Genomic DNA, 15,176 nt, shown 5'->3' with positions numbered 1-15,176 from the left:
ATTAGCACTTTTATTTCACAATGTAACTGGAACGGCTAAAAAGCAAAAAAGCCAACCGTTTAAGGTTGGCTTTTAATAGCAATGAATTTAAGTGATATATCGATACTAGAAATCGTACCGGTAGCTCAACTTAACTGTGGTACCAATAGAACGGGTGCGTACATCGATTCCGTCTTGCGTTACTTCTTGATCTTCACCTAACAGATTTTTTAAGGTCAATTTGACAGTAGTATTAAAATCAGGGAAATAAGAGTAAGTGGCATCAAGCGAATTAAATGGCTGTTCATAAGCGTCTTCACGCCCATTGATACCCGAAGCAATAATTCGCTCACCAAAGACGTTATACACTAATGAACCACTGTGGTTACCATTTGCAGAATCATAACTAAGCTGCATGTTCACCACATACTGAGAATGGCCTGTCATGCGTTTTTCAGTATTGGTTAAGTTGCCCGCTGAGGCCGCATCAACAACTACCTCTGAGTCACTTAATGTGATATTACCAGAAGTAAAGAAGCCATCTGATACCCAGCTTAAGTCATACAACCATTCTGCTTCAACACCATACACTTCACCAGTGTCGCCATTGGTGAAGTTTGCCGTATAGCTTGCATCACCCACACTTAGCGTGGTTTCAATTGGGTTAGTAATATCTTTGTAGAAAGCAGAAAATGCGAGGTTGTCACCATCGTCGAAATACAATTCATAACGTAAATCGTAGTTTTTCAACGTGGTTGAACTTAGCGTTGCGTTACCAAAGGTACGAATATCCGTTAGTGGATCATCGTAGGCTACCGGCACAACTTCTCGCAAATCTGGGCGAACGACCGTTTCACCGTAACCAAAACGAAGCTGATAATCGTCGCCGCCAATATACGTCAAGCTAAGCGCTGGATAGAAATCATCGTCGTTCACTGTTCCATTAAGAATATCGTCTTCGCTGTAGAAATTATTTAAATCTTCTTCGGTAAAGATCAAGCTAGATGACGATAAAGAAACTTGCTTAAATGCCTCATAACGCAAACCACCACTGATCCGCCAAATACCTTTATAGAAGACATCAAAAGCAGCATAGCCGGCATCAATCTTCTGAGCAGCCAAATAATCATCGGCTTCAGGAGCGATAGGCTCGTTAAAGCTAATCAACATATTGTCATCGATAAACTCGTCGGTTAAATAATTGGTTATCGATAAAACATTTGATATGTCGTCATTCACTAACGTGGTAGAACGGTTGTTATCCAAGAAGAAACTCGAGGTCGTGTAAATTCTAGCACGGTCAATAAAGTCCCAGCCGCCCTTAAGTTCCACTTCCAAATTTTTGAAAGTCAAAGGCAGCGTTACATTACCGCCCCAAGACTTCATGTTATCTTCCATGTCAACAAACTGATAGTTAGCTCGCCCTTGGGCTCCATCAATCAGAGACCCAGTATAAGTACCGTTGTCGAATGTATCAGTGAACTCATACTGTACATTTAACGGGTTTTCTGTTTCGGCTCTAGATTCTGTGTATTGCCAATCAACCCCTACACCCATGTAATCCAAAAAGGTGTGTTGTCCACGGAATTGGTCGACATCAAGCGTTCGCTCTTCATACACGAAGCTATGTGTGCGATCCGCTTCATTATCAGCTGCGATCGAGATATTTTGACTTGGGTTCTGGAAAATTGAAATTTCAGACTCGTCTTCATTATCTTCGATATAAATTTTGGTGTAGCTAATACTATGTGTATCTAGCTTGTAGCCAACACTGAACAATCCGTTTACACGCTCTTCTTCAGTCGTCATTTCAGATTCAGCGTATGTGTCGTAACAGGTATTTAGGATATCATCAGCAGTGGCTAGTTCAGTGGAGCAATTGTCAACAGGCGTTGCACTTGTTACCGCATTTGAGCGATCTGAATACGTCCACTTATTGTCATACGCCAGTGAGGCCAAAAAGCCGATTTGGCCACCGAAATACTCTTCATCAAAACTGTTGCCAATAAACGCCTGAGCTGAATAGTTCGGGTCTAAAGACTCGTCTTTTAGTGCCAAGTTACGTGGCAGAGACTTGGCTAAGGTTTTGTTGACCGCGCTCGCTTGGTCTGCTGCAGTAGTATCCCCACTAACCAAATTGTCTTGACTAATAATACTCGCTAAACCAAAGTTTCCGCGGTATTGCGGTATCGCATCGGTTAATGCTTGAGGAATACCATTTTCATCGCGGTTGTAGGTATAACCGTCAGAGTTATTAGTGTTACCCTCGACAGCCACTTGAATACCCGCGACAAACTCTGTCGGTATTGCTTTGGTACGAATATCAACGTTCCCCCCGCCAAAAGCGGCCGGCATATTCGGTGAATAGGCTTTCTGCACAGAGAGACTTTCGATAACGTTTGCTGGAAAAATATCCAACGGGATAACGTTACGGGTTAAATCTGGGCTTGGGATACTGGCACCGTTCAAGCGTGCGCTTGAATAACGCTGGCCAAGACCGCGCACATAAATAAACTTGCCGTCTACCAACGTTAAACCTGTTACGCGGCGAAGCGCCGAGGCCGCATCACTATCACCAGTACGTGAAATTTGCTCTGAGCCTAATATGTCCGCAACGAAGGCTTGATTTTTACGCTCTTCGATAACGGCAGCGGCCGTTCCTTGAAGTCGAGAGCCTGTTGCTACGACTTCTTCCATGACCTGACTTTCTTGTGCGAAGGTTGACCCTGCACTAACCAAAAGTCCCAGTCCTACCGAGTAGGCGACTTTTTTAAGTTTGTATTGATTACTCACCTTTAACTCCTAGCTATAAATCAAAAAATAGGCGCAACTAGGCGCCTATTAATCTAATACAAAATTGGTTACTCGTCGGCTGCTGCGTTTACAAACGCATCGTTAGCCCAGTTATACCAATCAGAAGTTGTATCAGTGTCAGAAATTGCGCCGATGAAGTCAGTTGCTTCAAAGAACGCATCTAGCGTAGAGGCATCAAATGCAGAAATAGTGATGTCTGTGCTGGTGGTTAATGTTGCAAAGCCGTTTGCCGCAAGTACGTCAGCGTTTCCGCCTACCACTTCACTTGAGTTTGCTTCGAACCATTCTTGTACTGTGGTTGAATCAGAACCAGAGGTAACTGTTTCACTGCCAGCATTAGCCAATTGAGCACATGCAGCAACAGAGTTATGAATAGAAGCTGAGCCATTTACGATAACTTCTGCAGCATCACCACTGTAGTTAATACACCAAGTTTGTGTCGCAACTGGTTTAACTAATAAAGTGTTGTACCAAGTAGCAGAAATCATGTCATCTAGCTTCATGGCAATTGAAGGGTCACCGTCACGTACAGAGATACCATCAGTGGTAATAACCGTTACGTTAGCAAGTACCGGAGCTGATGCTGGCGCTTCTGCTGATGATTCACCTTTAACACCATCAGACTCAAAACCACCGTTACCCATACTCACAGTTTCACCACTGTTATTTACCACAGTGCCTTGCTTAATCAACACGTACTGTGCACGACCCTGCCAACCGGCATCGATGTCCAAGCTATCATCTTGGGTATCAGTGATAACAATGTGCTTAATGTCTACTGCGCCACCGAAGAATTCGATACCGTCGTCGTATCCTTGGTAAATATCGATATAATCGATTTCAGTACCTGATCCTACAGCGAATAAGCTTAAAGAGTTCAAGTCATTACCGGCTTCAGCACCTGAAGGTAAGCCTCCAGCGTAATGAATTTTCACGAATTTAAGTGTGCCACTGTTATCAGTGTTGTCATTTCCGCCGTAGAAGCTGGTTACGCCTTCACTAACAGCATTACATGTTGCTGCAGCGCGTTGCGCATCTGTACATTGATCGGTAATGCCCAAACCATCAATCATAATGCCGCCCCAATCTTGGTATTGAGGACCACTGCCTACTGCGTCAAGGCGAGCGTATGCATTGCTTGAAGTAAAGGTGATTGGGTCAGCGTACGTACCTTCTGCTTCAATGTTCGCGCCGCGATTGATCAGAATGAAAGACGTTGTTTGGTTAAATGCAACATCAGCACCCGCATCTACGGTTAACGTTGGGCCATCTGTGTCGATAGAACAAGAATCACTTTCATTGTTACAGCCTTCACCCATCACAAGTGAGCCTAAGAACAAGTGAACACCGTCATTACTCAAATCAGTTAGGGTTACGTCTGTAGTAATAGGGTTGCTTGCGCTTACGAATGCAGTGTTATACGTACAATCAGTGCCGTCGTATGAACCTTGAACAGTTTCACCGCTTGTATTTTCGTAAGATGCACACACATTAGTTGAACCTGAGTCCCCGCCACCCGTAGTTGGGTTAGTCACACTGTTGTCAACACTGTTATCAATAACAGTTGGCGTGACTTTAATATCACCACCACAGCCAGCTAGTAATAAAGCAGTTGCTACTGCAGATGCTTTGAAAAGATTCTTAAGTTCCATGATGTTCTCCGATAAACGAGTGTTTTTTTAATGTGTTTTAAAATTTGCACGAAGATTACCGGAGCTCAGTGACATTTTTGTTACATATAAAAACTGTCAGAAAAGTTTAACAAAAGTGTCATGGATAAAATTCCATGACCGAGGGAATGAATAGAAATATTCTCAAAAAATGTTTAATTTCAATACACTAGCATTGTTCTAGCGCAAAGGTGGCATGTAAAGTTACCGGGTGAGAGGTTTAATACCAATTCCATTAAATAGTTGCTGAGTGACTAATTATTAATGGAGTTGGTTTAAACCTTGGTCTGCTTGATGGATAACTCGTGAGAAAATGCGAACGAGAACTCACTGCCCTCACCCACTTTACTCTTTATACGTAACCGTGAATTGTGGTGATTGAGAACATGTTTAACAATGGACAGCCCCAACCCCGAACCACCGGTTTTACGTGAGCGGGCTTTATCAACTCGATAAAAACGTTCTGTTAGCCGTCCCAGATGTTTCGCTTCAATACCATAGCCATTGTCTGTGACTAAATAGGTGGCTTGACCATCAACTAACTTCCACTGAACGTGTATTTTGCCTTGTTCTTGTGTGTAGTGGATGGCGTTAAACAATAAATTAGAAAAAGCACTGCGCAGTTCAGTTTCCACGCCATAAACCTGCAGGTTCGGATCTACATCCATGCTTATGGTGTGCTGCTTAGCACTGTTGAGGGTATCGGCCTCAATTTTTATGGTGTTGAGAATTTGTGGCACATCGACAATGTTTTCGGTTGTGCGCTCGTTGCTAGCTTCAATTCTAGAAAGCACTAATAACTCTTCAATCAAGCATTGCATACGTGTGGATTGAGAACGCATTTCTTCAAACGCTTTGGCCAAAAAGGCTTCTGGAATATTCGTAGCCCCTGGCAAGGTTTCCAAATAGCCATTGATAACCGTTAAAGGCGTGCGTAACTCATGTGACACATTCGCCACGAAATCTTTGCGCATTTTTTCTATTTGCGTCAGCTTGGTGACATCTCTGATCAGCAGAAGTAAATGCTGATCACCATAAGGCATGATGCGATATTCAAGAATACGTTGATCATTGACCGGAGAAGGCACTTCGATTGGCTTTTCGTAATCTTTTTTATGATAAAACTCGATAAACTGCGGGTGGCGTACCAAATTGTAAATTCTGCGACCTGCGTCGTCAGGCCAACGCAGGCCCAGCTCAATACGCGCCAGACGGTTACACCAAATAATCGCCGCGTTTGCATCAACTACAACGGCGGCATCAGGTAGGGCTTCAGATCCTTCGCGGAAGCGCTTTACTAATAACCCAAGTTCTTTGCGTTTGGCTCGATTACGACGCTGCAGCGTATAGATGCCATCATAAATATGCTCCCATACACCATTAACCTTAGGCGGAGTAATTTTTTTACTCTGCCACAGCCAATGGTTTAGGCGATATATATTCCAATAATGGCCAGCTAAGAGCAATAAGGCTCCAATAGCAATCGCAATACTCAGTTCAGAAAAATACCAACCAAGTAAAGTAACCACTAGAAAATAGGCCGCTACTCGGCCCAGGCTTCTTAGCCATGAGAAAGGGTAGTACATGGCAGCAACTGTTCTCCTTTGCAGCCGACGAACAAGGAAGTTTAAGTATAACCTGAGTAGATTACACTTTTACTGAGAAACGATAACCTGAGCCACGTACCGTTTGGATCATACTATCATGACCAAAGCGAGAGATGGCCTTGCGCAGACGCCGAATATGTACATCAACGGTTCTGTCTTCTACGTATACATTTGTTCCCCAAACATTATCGAGTAGTTGCTCTCGGCTGTATACACGCTCTGAATGAGACATAAAGAAATGCAGTAATTTAAATTCTGTCGGCCCCATGTCCAGAGGTTCATCATTAGCCGTTGCTCGATGAGAAACCGGATCAAGCTTCAAGCCATTAAACTCAATTAACTCGTCACTCGATGTAGGAGTAACACGCCTGATCACCGCTTTGATACGAGCCACTAGCTCTTTGGGTGAGAATGGTTTTGTCACGTAATCATCGGCACCAGAATCAAGCCCACGGACTTTATCTTCTTCTTCACCACGGGCTGTTACCATGATAATGGGAATATCCCGGGTAAATTCGTGCTGCTTTAAACGCTTTGCTAGTTGAACACCGCTGCCCCCAGGTAACATCCAATCTAGTAAAATAAGATCAGGGTACGGTTCAACGACCTTTTCTAGGGCGACATCAAAGTCTTCTGCCTCAATCGTTTCATAGCCAGATTGCTCTAAGACAAATTTTAACATTTCTCTGATTGGCGCTTCATCTTCAACCAGTAATACTCGTTTGGCCATCTTCAATTTCCTGTTCATGACAAAGTCCGCAATTATTCGTTAGGTCTGTGACATTTTTATTAAAGTTACCATAAAGAGCGTAATAACCCTGCCTAAAACACTTAACTAACGCAATTTTTTTGTCATATTAGAGAAATAAACCGCGAAAATTCAGATAGTTGCTTTTCGTGACAGCTAGATTGCAGGAATTAATAGTCACTTGTTAATTTTATCTAGAGCGCATATTCTTAATTTTCATGTCTTACTCGGATCAGCAAATGACTAACGAAAAAAGCACCTTATCAAAGAAACTTTTGACTCGTGTGCTATCGGTTTACTTCATATTGACTGTCATTGTGACAGCGGGACAAATAGTGACCGAATATGTGAACGCTAAAAGTCATATTGCAGGCGAATTACAAACCTTAAAAAACACGTTCAGCACCAGTTTGACCCGAGCAATGTGGGAATTAAATATGGCGCAAGCCAAGTCAATTGCCGTCGGATTAATGGAGCTTCCTATTGTTGAAGGTGTACAAATTCGTGACGAGAATGGACAATATATTGCAAATTTAGGGCGCACCTCTGAACAGCCTAACTCTCCTATTATCAAAGGGGTTGTGCAAGATCATGTAGGGGGTACGTTCGGTTATAGCTTCCCGTTAATATTTGAATTTTCAGGGCGCACGTCACTGGTCGGTGACGTCGCTTTATATTCCAGCGCGCAAATCATATTTAGTCGAATCGAAGTTGGTATTTTCTTTTTGATTGGTAATGCGATCATCAAAACCGCCTTCTTAGTTTTCTTGTTTATGAGTGCTTTTCGTACCATGTTGACGAACCCTTTAAACGAGTTGCGCCAACAAATTTCTGACTTTGATATCGACGACCTAGAGTCGTCGAAACTGCATTTGAATGTGCCTGACAAGAACGAATTTACCTTATTAGAGCAAGCCTACAACGGTTTAATTGACGGCATGGCTGACTTTCAAAAACGCCTTAACGGTGCTCAGGCTGAACTGCAAGACGCCAACCGATTACTTGATGACCATAATATTTCTTTGGAACAAGAAGTTGCCAAGAAAACGGCCACGTTAAGCAAAATCATGCTCGATTTAGAGCAACAAAAAGATGAGCTTATTGTCAATCAGCGGGAGCTGCGCCAAGAAAACGAGAATCGCCAGTTTATCGAAGATGAATTACGTAAAAGAAACAATGAGTTAGCCTCATCAATGGATACGCTTCAATTGGCTAAAGATCAGCTGGTAGAATCTGAACGAATGGCATCTTTAGGCGGTTTGGTCGCTGGCATCGCCCATGATGTTAACACCCCACTTGGCGTAGGTGTCACTGCCACCAGCTTTTTACAAGAAAGGCTTAATACGTTAGAAAAAGCCTACCAAGAAAAAACACTCACCGGCAGCACGATGAACACGTTTTTGTCTGACGCCCAACAAACGATCACTCTGCTGACAAACAATTTAAATCGAGCCTCGAATTTAATATCGAGCTTTAAACAAGTCGCGGTGGATCAGGCGAGCGAAGCAGAGCGAGAAATTAACCTCAAAGAATATCTTAATGAGATTATCCAATCATTAGCCCCAAGCCTGAAAAAAACGCAGCACGTGATCAACATTAGCTGCCCTGACAGTGTGGTGATTGTTTGTGCGCCAGGCATGCTAGCGCAGATTTTTACCAATATGGTGATGAATTCAATTATTCATGGGTTTGAAGACATGAGTAAGGGCACGATTGATATTAAAGTCACCCAACAGCCTGAAACACTGACAATCGACTACAGTGATAACGGTAAGGGCCTGCCTCAGGATTCGTTAGCAAAACACTTTGACGCTTTTTACACCACGCGCCGCGGAAAAGGTGGCAGTGGCTTAGGTACGCACATCATGTACAACTTGGTAACGCAAACGCTGAAAGGCGATATTGAAGTATTCAGTGAGCCAGGCAAAGGCTTACAATATGTGCTGACGATCCCGCTACATTCTCAACGCTAGGTTTGGCAGTTTTAGCTAAAGACTGCTAGGCTAGCGGCCATTTTTATTTATCCGATATTGTTTTCAATTTCTTATCAACGGGCATTCATTTTATGTGGTTCAAAAACCTTAAACTTTACCATCTGACGCAAACCTTAGAGTTAACTGAAGAAGACATTCAAGACAAACTTGCCGAGTTTCCATTCCGCCCTTGCGGCTCTCAGGAGCTTGCAACTATGGGTTGGACATCTCCCGTAGGCCAAGGCGAAATGCTAGTGCACAGCGCCGGCGGCAAGTTTTGGTTAACGTTAAAAAAACAAGAGCGTATTCTTCCTGCCGCTGTTGTAAATGCTGAATTAGCCGACAAGGTTGCGTTGGTAGAAGCCGAAACAGGCTCAAATGTGGGCAAGAAAGCCCAGCAAGAAATGAAAGAAGAAATTATTCAACGTTTATTGCCTCAAGCATTTACCAAAAACAGCTTTAGCCATGGTTTTATTTCCACACAAGATAACCTAGTTGTGGTCGATGCCAGTGCTGATGGCAAAGCAGAAACCTTTTTAGCCATGCTGCGCAAGGCCCTTGGCTCGTTACCTGTTGTACCTTTAGCCAAGCAAAGCGTACAAGAAGAGCTGACTCACTGGCTAACCGACGATGCGGTACCAAATGATGTGGTGATCCTCGAGGAAGCCGAACTTCGCTCAATGGAAGAAGACGGAGCGATTGTACGCTGCAAAAACCAAGATCTTGGCAGTGAAGAAATCATGAACCATTTAAGCGCTGGCAAAACCTTGCAAAAAGTGGCTATTGAATGGGACGAAACGTTTAGTGCGTTATTACAAGAGGATATGGCGGTTAAACGCTTAAAATTCACAGATGTAATGACTGAGCAAAACGACGATATACCAAAAGAAGACAAACTGGCAAAAATGGACGCTGATTTTGCGTTGATGTCTGCTGAGATTGTACGTTTCTCAAAACGTTTGGTAGAAATATTCAACTTGCAGCAAGACCAAGAATAATATCGCTCTAGGTTAATAAGTAGCGAAAGCCAAAACGAAATAAGCCAGCATAATGCTGGCTTATTGCTATATAGCTGCGCTGTAACGCGCTATCACTGTGCTTGCTAAGCAAAAATAGCGGAAGCGCTATCGTACAGCTCTTGGTAATCTTCAGATTGCAAGATAGATAGATCGGCTAAAATACCTTTTTGCACGGCTAAATTAAGCAAAGCATCTTTCTGAGAATCAAACTGCCCTGCCAAAACTGCGCCTAACCGAGTAAAATCAAGGTAAGAAATCATATCCGTTTGTACTGTCATGTCATGCCAGTTCTCTGCGACATTAACAAACTCTTGTTCGAAGCCCCATTCACGCATGATGCTAGCACCAATTCGCCCCGCTAATTTATCAATTGCTACATTCAAAAACGTAGGATTAGCAAACACCTCAGGGTGACGCTCCGCTTCCGTAAGAATCGGTAATACGCCTATATTGTGTACCAATGCAGCCAAAGTCATAGTGTCTAGGTTGAGTGTACGGTTTTTCGTTTCCTTGATATGAAGCTGCATCACAGCCATAGACGCTGCAACCACTTTTAAATTTTGTTGCCACACTTTATCTAAGTAATTTTTAACAATGTCGTTTTTAGATACGAACAGCTGCTCCATGGCCAATGCGGTGGCAATGTTTTTAATTTGACGCAGACCGATACGAGTTACAGCTTGAGACGTAGAGGTTACTTTAACACTGCGCCCCATGTACGAGCTGTTCGATATTTTAATCATGCGCGCAGAAAGAGATGGGTCTTGCCCAATCACATCTGCCATCGCATTGAGATTTATATTCGGGTCATCGGCAGCTTTACGCACTTTAAGCGCAATTGCCGGAAGCGTTGGCAGGACTAGGGTATCGTTGTTTATTTTCTCGACCAAGATGGTTAATAGCGCGTTCTCTGTAGACATTTTCCAACCTATTGTGTGTATCACTCATTGTTTAGCCAGTTCACTTACTATAGCAACCTAGCACCAATCTGCATCCAAGCATTTGATATAATTGACGAAGCTAACCTTTTTCAGTCTCTGCTTTTTCATCCACGTCGTTCAAATAATCCTAACATAGAATTTTCATTTCACGACCCGTCTTTATAAATATCTCAGTTTACAGATAATTTACTCTAGCGATATTGCGTGTTAAAAGACTCACTACTTTTGTATTTCTTAAAGGTTTTACTATGTGGAAAAAATCCATTATCAGCGCCATGTGCGTCGCTGTACTCACTACAGGTTGTACAACTTCATCTCAAACTAAGCCCAATCCAGGGTCAGCAGCGGCGGCTCAGCCTCTCACTCTTCTTCCTGATAGCGAGAATCGCTTAGATATATATCAAGCGGTGCCATTAACGGCTGATTTGTCTTCTTTGTCAGCCAACCAAAAGAAAATGCTAAGCCTGCTGATAGACGCCAGCAAGATAATGGATGATTTATTCTGGCAGCAAGCCTACGGCAGCGATAAAGCGCAGTTTTTAGCGCGTATCGCAGATAACGATGTGCAAAAATTTGCTGCGATCAATTATGGCCCCTGGGACAGACTAAATGGCGATAAACCTTTCTTAACTAACACGAAAGAAAAACCGTTAGGTGCTCAGTTTTATCCTCAAAACATGACAAAAGACGAGTTCGAGCAAAGCCAGTTCGCCGATAAGACAGGTTTGTACTCTATGGTAGTGCGCAATGAAGATGGCTCACTTGCTTCGGTGCCTTATGCCGAGTACTTTTCTGAGCCATTACAAAAGGCGGCGGCTCTTTTAAATAAAGCGGCGACGTTAGCTGATGACGCCGAATTTGCTCACTATCTCAATTTACGCGCCAAAGCGCTGCTGTCAAACGAGTATCAAGCATCTGACTTTGCGTGGATGGACATGAAAAACAACTCCATCGAATTGGTCATTGGCCCTATCGAAACATATGAAGACCAATTATTTGGTTATCGAGCCGCATTTGAAGCTTACGTGCTCTTAAAAGATCTTAGTTGGAGTGAACGCCTGAGCAAATACGCCGCTTTCCTACCAGAGTTACAAGCGAACCTTCCGGTTAGTGACGCATACAAAAAAGAAATGCCCGGTGCAAACGCAGATTTGAATGCATACGATGTCATTTACTATGCGGGACACTCAAATGCCGGCAGCAAAACCATCGCAATAAATTTACCTAATGATGAGCAAGTGCAATTAGAAAAAGGCACACGACGCTTACAATTAAAAAATGCGATGCGAGCAAAGTTTGAAAACATTCTAGTGCCTATTGCCAATGAACTGATCGTGCCAGAGCAAAGAAGTAACATTACCTTTAACGCATTTTTCGCCAATACCATGTTTCATGAGGTCGCTCATGGATTAGGCGTCAAAAACACTATCAACAATAAGGGAACGGTTCGCCAAGCTTTGAAAGAACATGCTTCAGCGTTAGAAGAAGGTAAAGCTGACATTCTAGGTTTGTACATGGTTAGCCAATTATTGGAAAAAGGCGTGATTAGCGAAGGCACCCTTGAAGATTATTACACCACCTTTATGGCGGGAATTTTCCGTTCAGTACGCTTTGGTGCAAGTTCCGCACACGGCAAGGCAAACATGATCCGTTTCAATTTCTTCCAAGAATATGGCGCATTTAGTCGCAATGCTGACGGTCTTTATAAAGTCAATATGGCGAAAATGAGTGAAGCCATAGATGCATTATCTCGTCTAATATTAACCTTACAGGGCGATGGTGATTACGCTGGAGTAAGCAAGCTAGTATCAGATAAAGGCGTGATTAAACCTGGCCTGCTTGCGGATTTAGCTCGCTTAACTCAGGCCGAGATCCCAGTCGATATCACGTTTAAGCAAGGTAAAAATATACTTAAGTTAAATACGCAATAACTTAATAGCTTGTTTTTTATACGATAGATTTTAATTGCTGTGCTAGATTTACCTTTACGTAAGATATTTGGAAGTAAAGGCTATTAACAGCAATCAATCTCTTGTAAAAAGTACTGAAAAAGATGCCGCTGAACTGCTGTACCAAAACAGCATAGGCGGCATTCTGGTCTCTATTTTTGCAGCATCTATGCTGGTCTTTGCCTTTGATAATACCAACCTAGTTGAATTTAAACATGCATGGTGGTGGGTAATGCTCGCCATTATTAGTGTGCGTCTGATTGATTCGTTATGGTGGCGAACGAAACAAAAAGGCACTGATTATAACGGTCGCCGTGCAACTCTTCGCTTTATAAGCGGTACGTTTATAACCGCTTTTATGTGGTGCATTTACTGTTTAAAAGTATATGCGTCGGCCAATACAGTTGAATTAGCCAGTACCATTATCATTGTAGCAGCCATGGCTGGCGGTGCCGCTAGTGTATTAGCCGCCCATAAAAAAACCACCATTTCATATTCGTTTATCCTACTTGTGCCATTTTCAATTGCCTTATTACTCTCAAATGATGACTATCGACAAGTGCTGGGCGTTTTAGGTTTATCGTTTGGCTTAGTGATGAGTATCAGTGCTAAAAAAGCCGCAGAATTTACCTCCAGAGCGATACTTCTTAAAAATGAAAATGCCTCATTAGTCGAACATATGGAAGCGCAAGTAGAAAAGCGGACTCGGAAAATCTATGAGCTTTCCAACCTCGACCCACTTACCGGCTTGTATAATCGAACCGCATTTCTCAATCATGTGAAACTCACTCTTGAGCACTGCGTGACGCAACACCAACCTATGGCGCTGTTGTTCATTGATTTAGACGGTTTCAAAAAAATTAACGATACAATAGGCCATGACGCGGGCGATCAAATACTGACCCAAACGGCTCAGCGTTTAAAAGAGCACTGTCTCGACCAGCAATTATTATGTCGTTGGGGAGGTGATGAATTTTTAATTGCTCTGCCTAATACGCAACAAGCATCTGCCGTTGCGCAAGCAAAGAATTTGATAGAACACATTTCCCAAGCCTATTTGTTCGAAAATACCCAGCTTTCACTAGGTGCAACAATAGGCATTTCACTTTATCCGCAGCATGCTGACAATGAATTGCAGCTTATTCAGCTCGCCGATATGGCTATGTATTATCAAAAGAAACGCGCTATCTCTACCTCCGGCGTATTCTCAAAAGAGCTAGGTGATAAACTCGTTCGTGAGCAGTATCTAAAAGACGGCCTCGCAAGAGCCATTGAAAAGAAAGAGCTTAGCTTATCTTTTCAACCAATCATGGCCTCAGATAATAGCGAGATTTGCGCATTTGAAGCCTTGCTGCGCTGGCAAAAAGAGCAAGAGCATATTTCTCCTGCGGAGTTTATTCCCATTGCTGAGCAACACGGTTTAATACGCAAAATCGGTACTTGGGTGTTAAACAAAGCATGCTTTGTTGCTGCGTCTTGGCCCAAACCTATTGCCGTCAGCGTGAATGTATCAGTGAGCCAATTACAATCAGAAGATTTTATTACTATCGTTGAGGAAGCGTTGCTCACCAGTGGTTTGCCAGCCAATTTACTGCATTTAGAAATCACTGAATCGGTCTTCTCGTTCGATAAAGACATCATGATAGCCCGTATTAAAATACTGCAAAGTCGAGGGATTAAAGTCTCAATTGATGACTTTGGTACGGAATATTCATCTTTATCCGTCATGCAGGATTTAGCAGTCAACACGGTAAAAATAGATCGTTCATTTGTCAGCCGTTTAGACTCAAGTGGATTAGCCATAGTGCAAGCTGTGGTCAATATAGCCCACGCGTTTGATTACTTGGTGGTGGCGGAAGGAGTTGAAACAAAAGAGCAAGCGATTATTTTGCAGGGTTTAGGGGTGCATTTTTCTCAAGGATTTTACTTTTCAAAACCGATACCAGAAAAAAATGTACTGCAATTCATTAAGAATCCATGCGTTAAATTAACCCAAGACAATTCGACATTAACAACCTTGTAGAAAACCAACTCATAAAAAAAGCGAAGTCTGCACTTCGCTTTTTGTCTTTTGGGGCTAAATCGAATGGCTATTCGATTTTCAATTTATCACTATAGGGCGGCCAACCAAGCGGCTTACCGGCCAGCACGTGCAAATGTATGTGATAAACGGTTTGCCCGCCGTATTCATTGCAATTCATCACAGTGCGATACCCCTGCTCTGCTAATCCATGCTCTTTTAATATTTGCGCTGCGACCCACGAAAGGTGCCCTACTACCTCTCGATCGCACTTATCGATATCATTAATCGTTGCTATGGCTTTTTTTGGTATTACCAAAAAGTGCATAGGCGCTTGAGGGTTTATATCTTTAAACGCCAATGAGATTTCATCTTCATAAAGGATCTCTGCGGGGATCTCTTTGTTGATGATTTTAGTAAAAATCGTTTCACTCATTCTAAAGCTCCTTTCTCATT

General features: G+C 42.8%; 10 protein-coding genes. 4 read left to right on the top strand and 6 right to left on the bottom strand.

Annotation, left to right across the window (positions count from 1 at the left end; all coding sequences use genetic code 11):
* Nucleotides 1-105: 105 nt before the first annotated feature.
* From GCHA_RS20830 to phoB, 4 genes are all read right to left on the bottom strand, one after another.
* Complete coding sequence (locus GCHA_RS20830; protein ID WP_007991891.1) at nt 106-2,772, bottom strand: TonB-dependent receptor domain-containing protein; 2,667 nt, start codon at nt 2,770-2,772, stop codon at nt 106-108.
* 68 nt (nt 2,773-2,840) lie between these two features.
* The gene (locus GCHA_RS20825; protein ID WP_007991889.1) at nt 2,841-4,445 is read right to left on the bottom strand and encodes a beta-helix domain-containing protein; all 1,605 of its coding nucleotides are present in this window, start codon (nt 4,443-4,445) and stop codon (nt 2,841-2,843) included.
* A gap of 293 nt (nt 4,446-4,738) precedes the next feature.
* On the bottom strand, nt 4,739-6,049 hold the full coding sequence (gene phoR / locus GCHA_RS20820) for a phosphate regulon sensor histidine kinase PhoR (protein WP_007991887.1): 1,311 nt from the start codon (nt 6,047-6,049) through the stop codon (nt 4,739-4,741).
* A gap of 61 nt (nt 6,050-6,110) precedes the next feature.
* On the bottom strand, nt 6,111-6,800 hold the full coding sequence (gene phoB / locus GCHA_RS20815; protein ID WP_006991307.1) for a phosphate regulon transcriptional regulator PhoB: 690 nt from the start codon (nt 6,798-6,800) through the stop codon (nt 6,111-6,113).
* A 257-nt stretch (nt 6,801-7,057) separates the two neighbouring features.
* Here phoB and GCHA_RS20810 point away from each other — a divergent pair, with 257 nt between their 5' ends.
* Together GCHA_RS20810 and rdgC are read left to right on the top strand one after the other, a co-directional pair.
* On the top strand, nt 7,058-8,791 hold the full coding sequence (locus GCHA_RS20810) for a sensor histidine kinase (protein ID WP_007991885.1): 1,734 nt from the start codon (nt 7,058-7,060) through the stop codon (nt 8,789-8,791).
* A gap of 92 nt (nt 8,792-8,883) precedes the next feature.
* Complete coding sequence (rdgC, locus tag GCHA_RS20805) at nt 8,884-9,789, top strand: recombination-associated protein RdgC (protein ID WP_007991883.1); 906 nt, start codon at nt 8,884-8,886, stop codon at nt 9,787-9,789.
* Between the two features lie 104 nt (nt 9,790-9,893).
* Here the strand turns inward: rdgC and GCHA_RS20800 are convergent, their stop codons facing one another.
* Entirely contained in the window at nt 9,894-10,730 is an 837-nt protein-coding gene (locus tag GCHA_RS20800) for an HDOD domain-containing protein (RefSeq protein ID WP_007991881.1), read from the bottom strand.
* A gap of 269 nt (nt 10,731-10,999) precedes the next feature.
* On the opposite strand from GCHA_RS20800, the gene GCHA_RS20795 reads away from it, so the two are divergent.
* Both GCHA_RS20795 and GCHA_RS20790 read left to right on the top strand, forming a co-directional pair.
* Nucleotides 11,000-12,682 (top strand): DUF8614 domain-containing protein, encoded by a 1,683-nt coding sequence (locus GCHA_RS20795; RefSeq protein ID WP_007991879.1) that lies wholly within the window; start codon nt 11,000-11,002, stop codon nt 12,680-12,682.
* Nucleotides 12,683-12,749: 67 nt separating this feature from the next.
* Entirely contained in the window at nt 12,750-14,723 is a 1,974-nt protein-coding gene (locus GCHA_RS20790; RefSeq protein ID WP_007991877.1) for a putative bifunctional diguanylate cyclase/phosphodiesterase, read from the top strand.
* A 67-nt stretch (nt 14,724-14,790) separates the two neighbouring features.
* Here the strand turns inward: GCHA_RS20790 and GCHA_RS20785 are convergent, their stop codons facing one another.
* Nucleotides 14,791-15,156: a histidine triad nucleotide-binding protein gene (locus GCHA_RS20785; protein WP_007991875.1), complete on the bottom strand. Its 366-nt coding sequence runs from the start codon at nt 15,154-15,156 to the stop codon at nt 14,791-14,793.
* Nucleotides 15,157-15,176 lie beyond the last annotated feature (20 nt).

Origin of the sequence: Paraglaciecola chathamensis S18K6 (assembly GCA_000314955.1) — a bacterium.
Lineage (GTDB): Bacteria > Pseudomonadota > Gammaproteobacteria > Enterobacterales > Alteromonadaceae > Paraglaciecola > Paraglaciecola chathamensis.
This window is presented reverse-complemented; position numbering and strand designations above follow the sequence as displayed.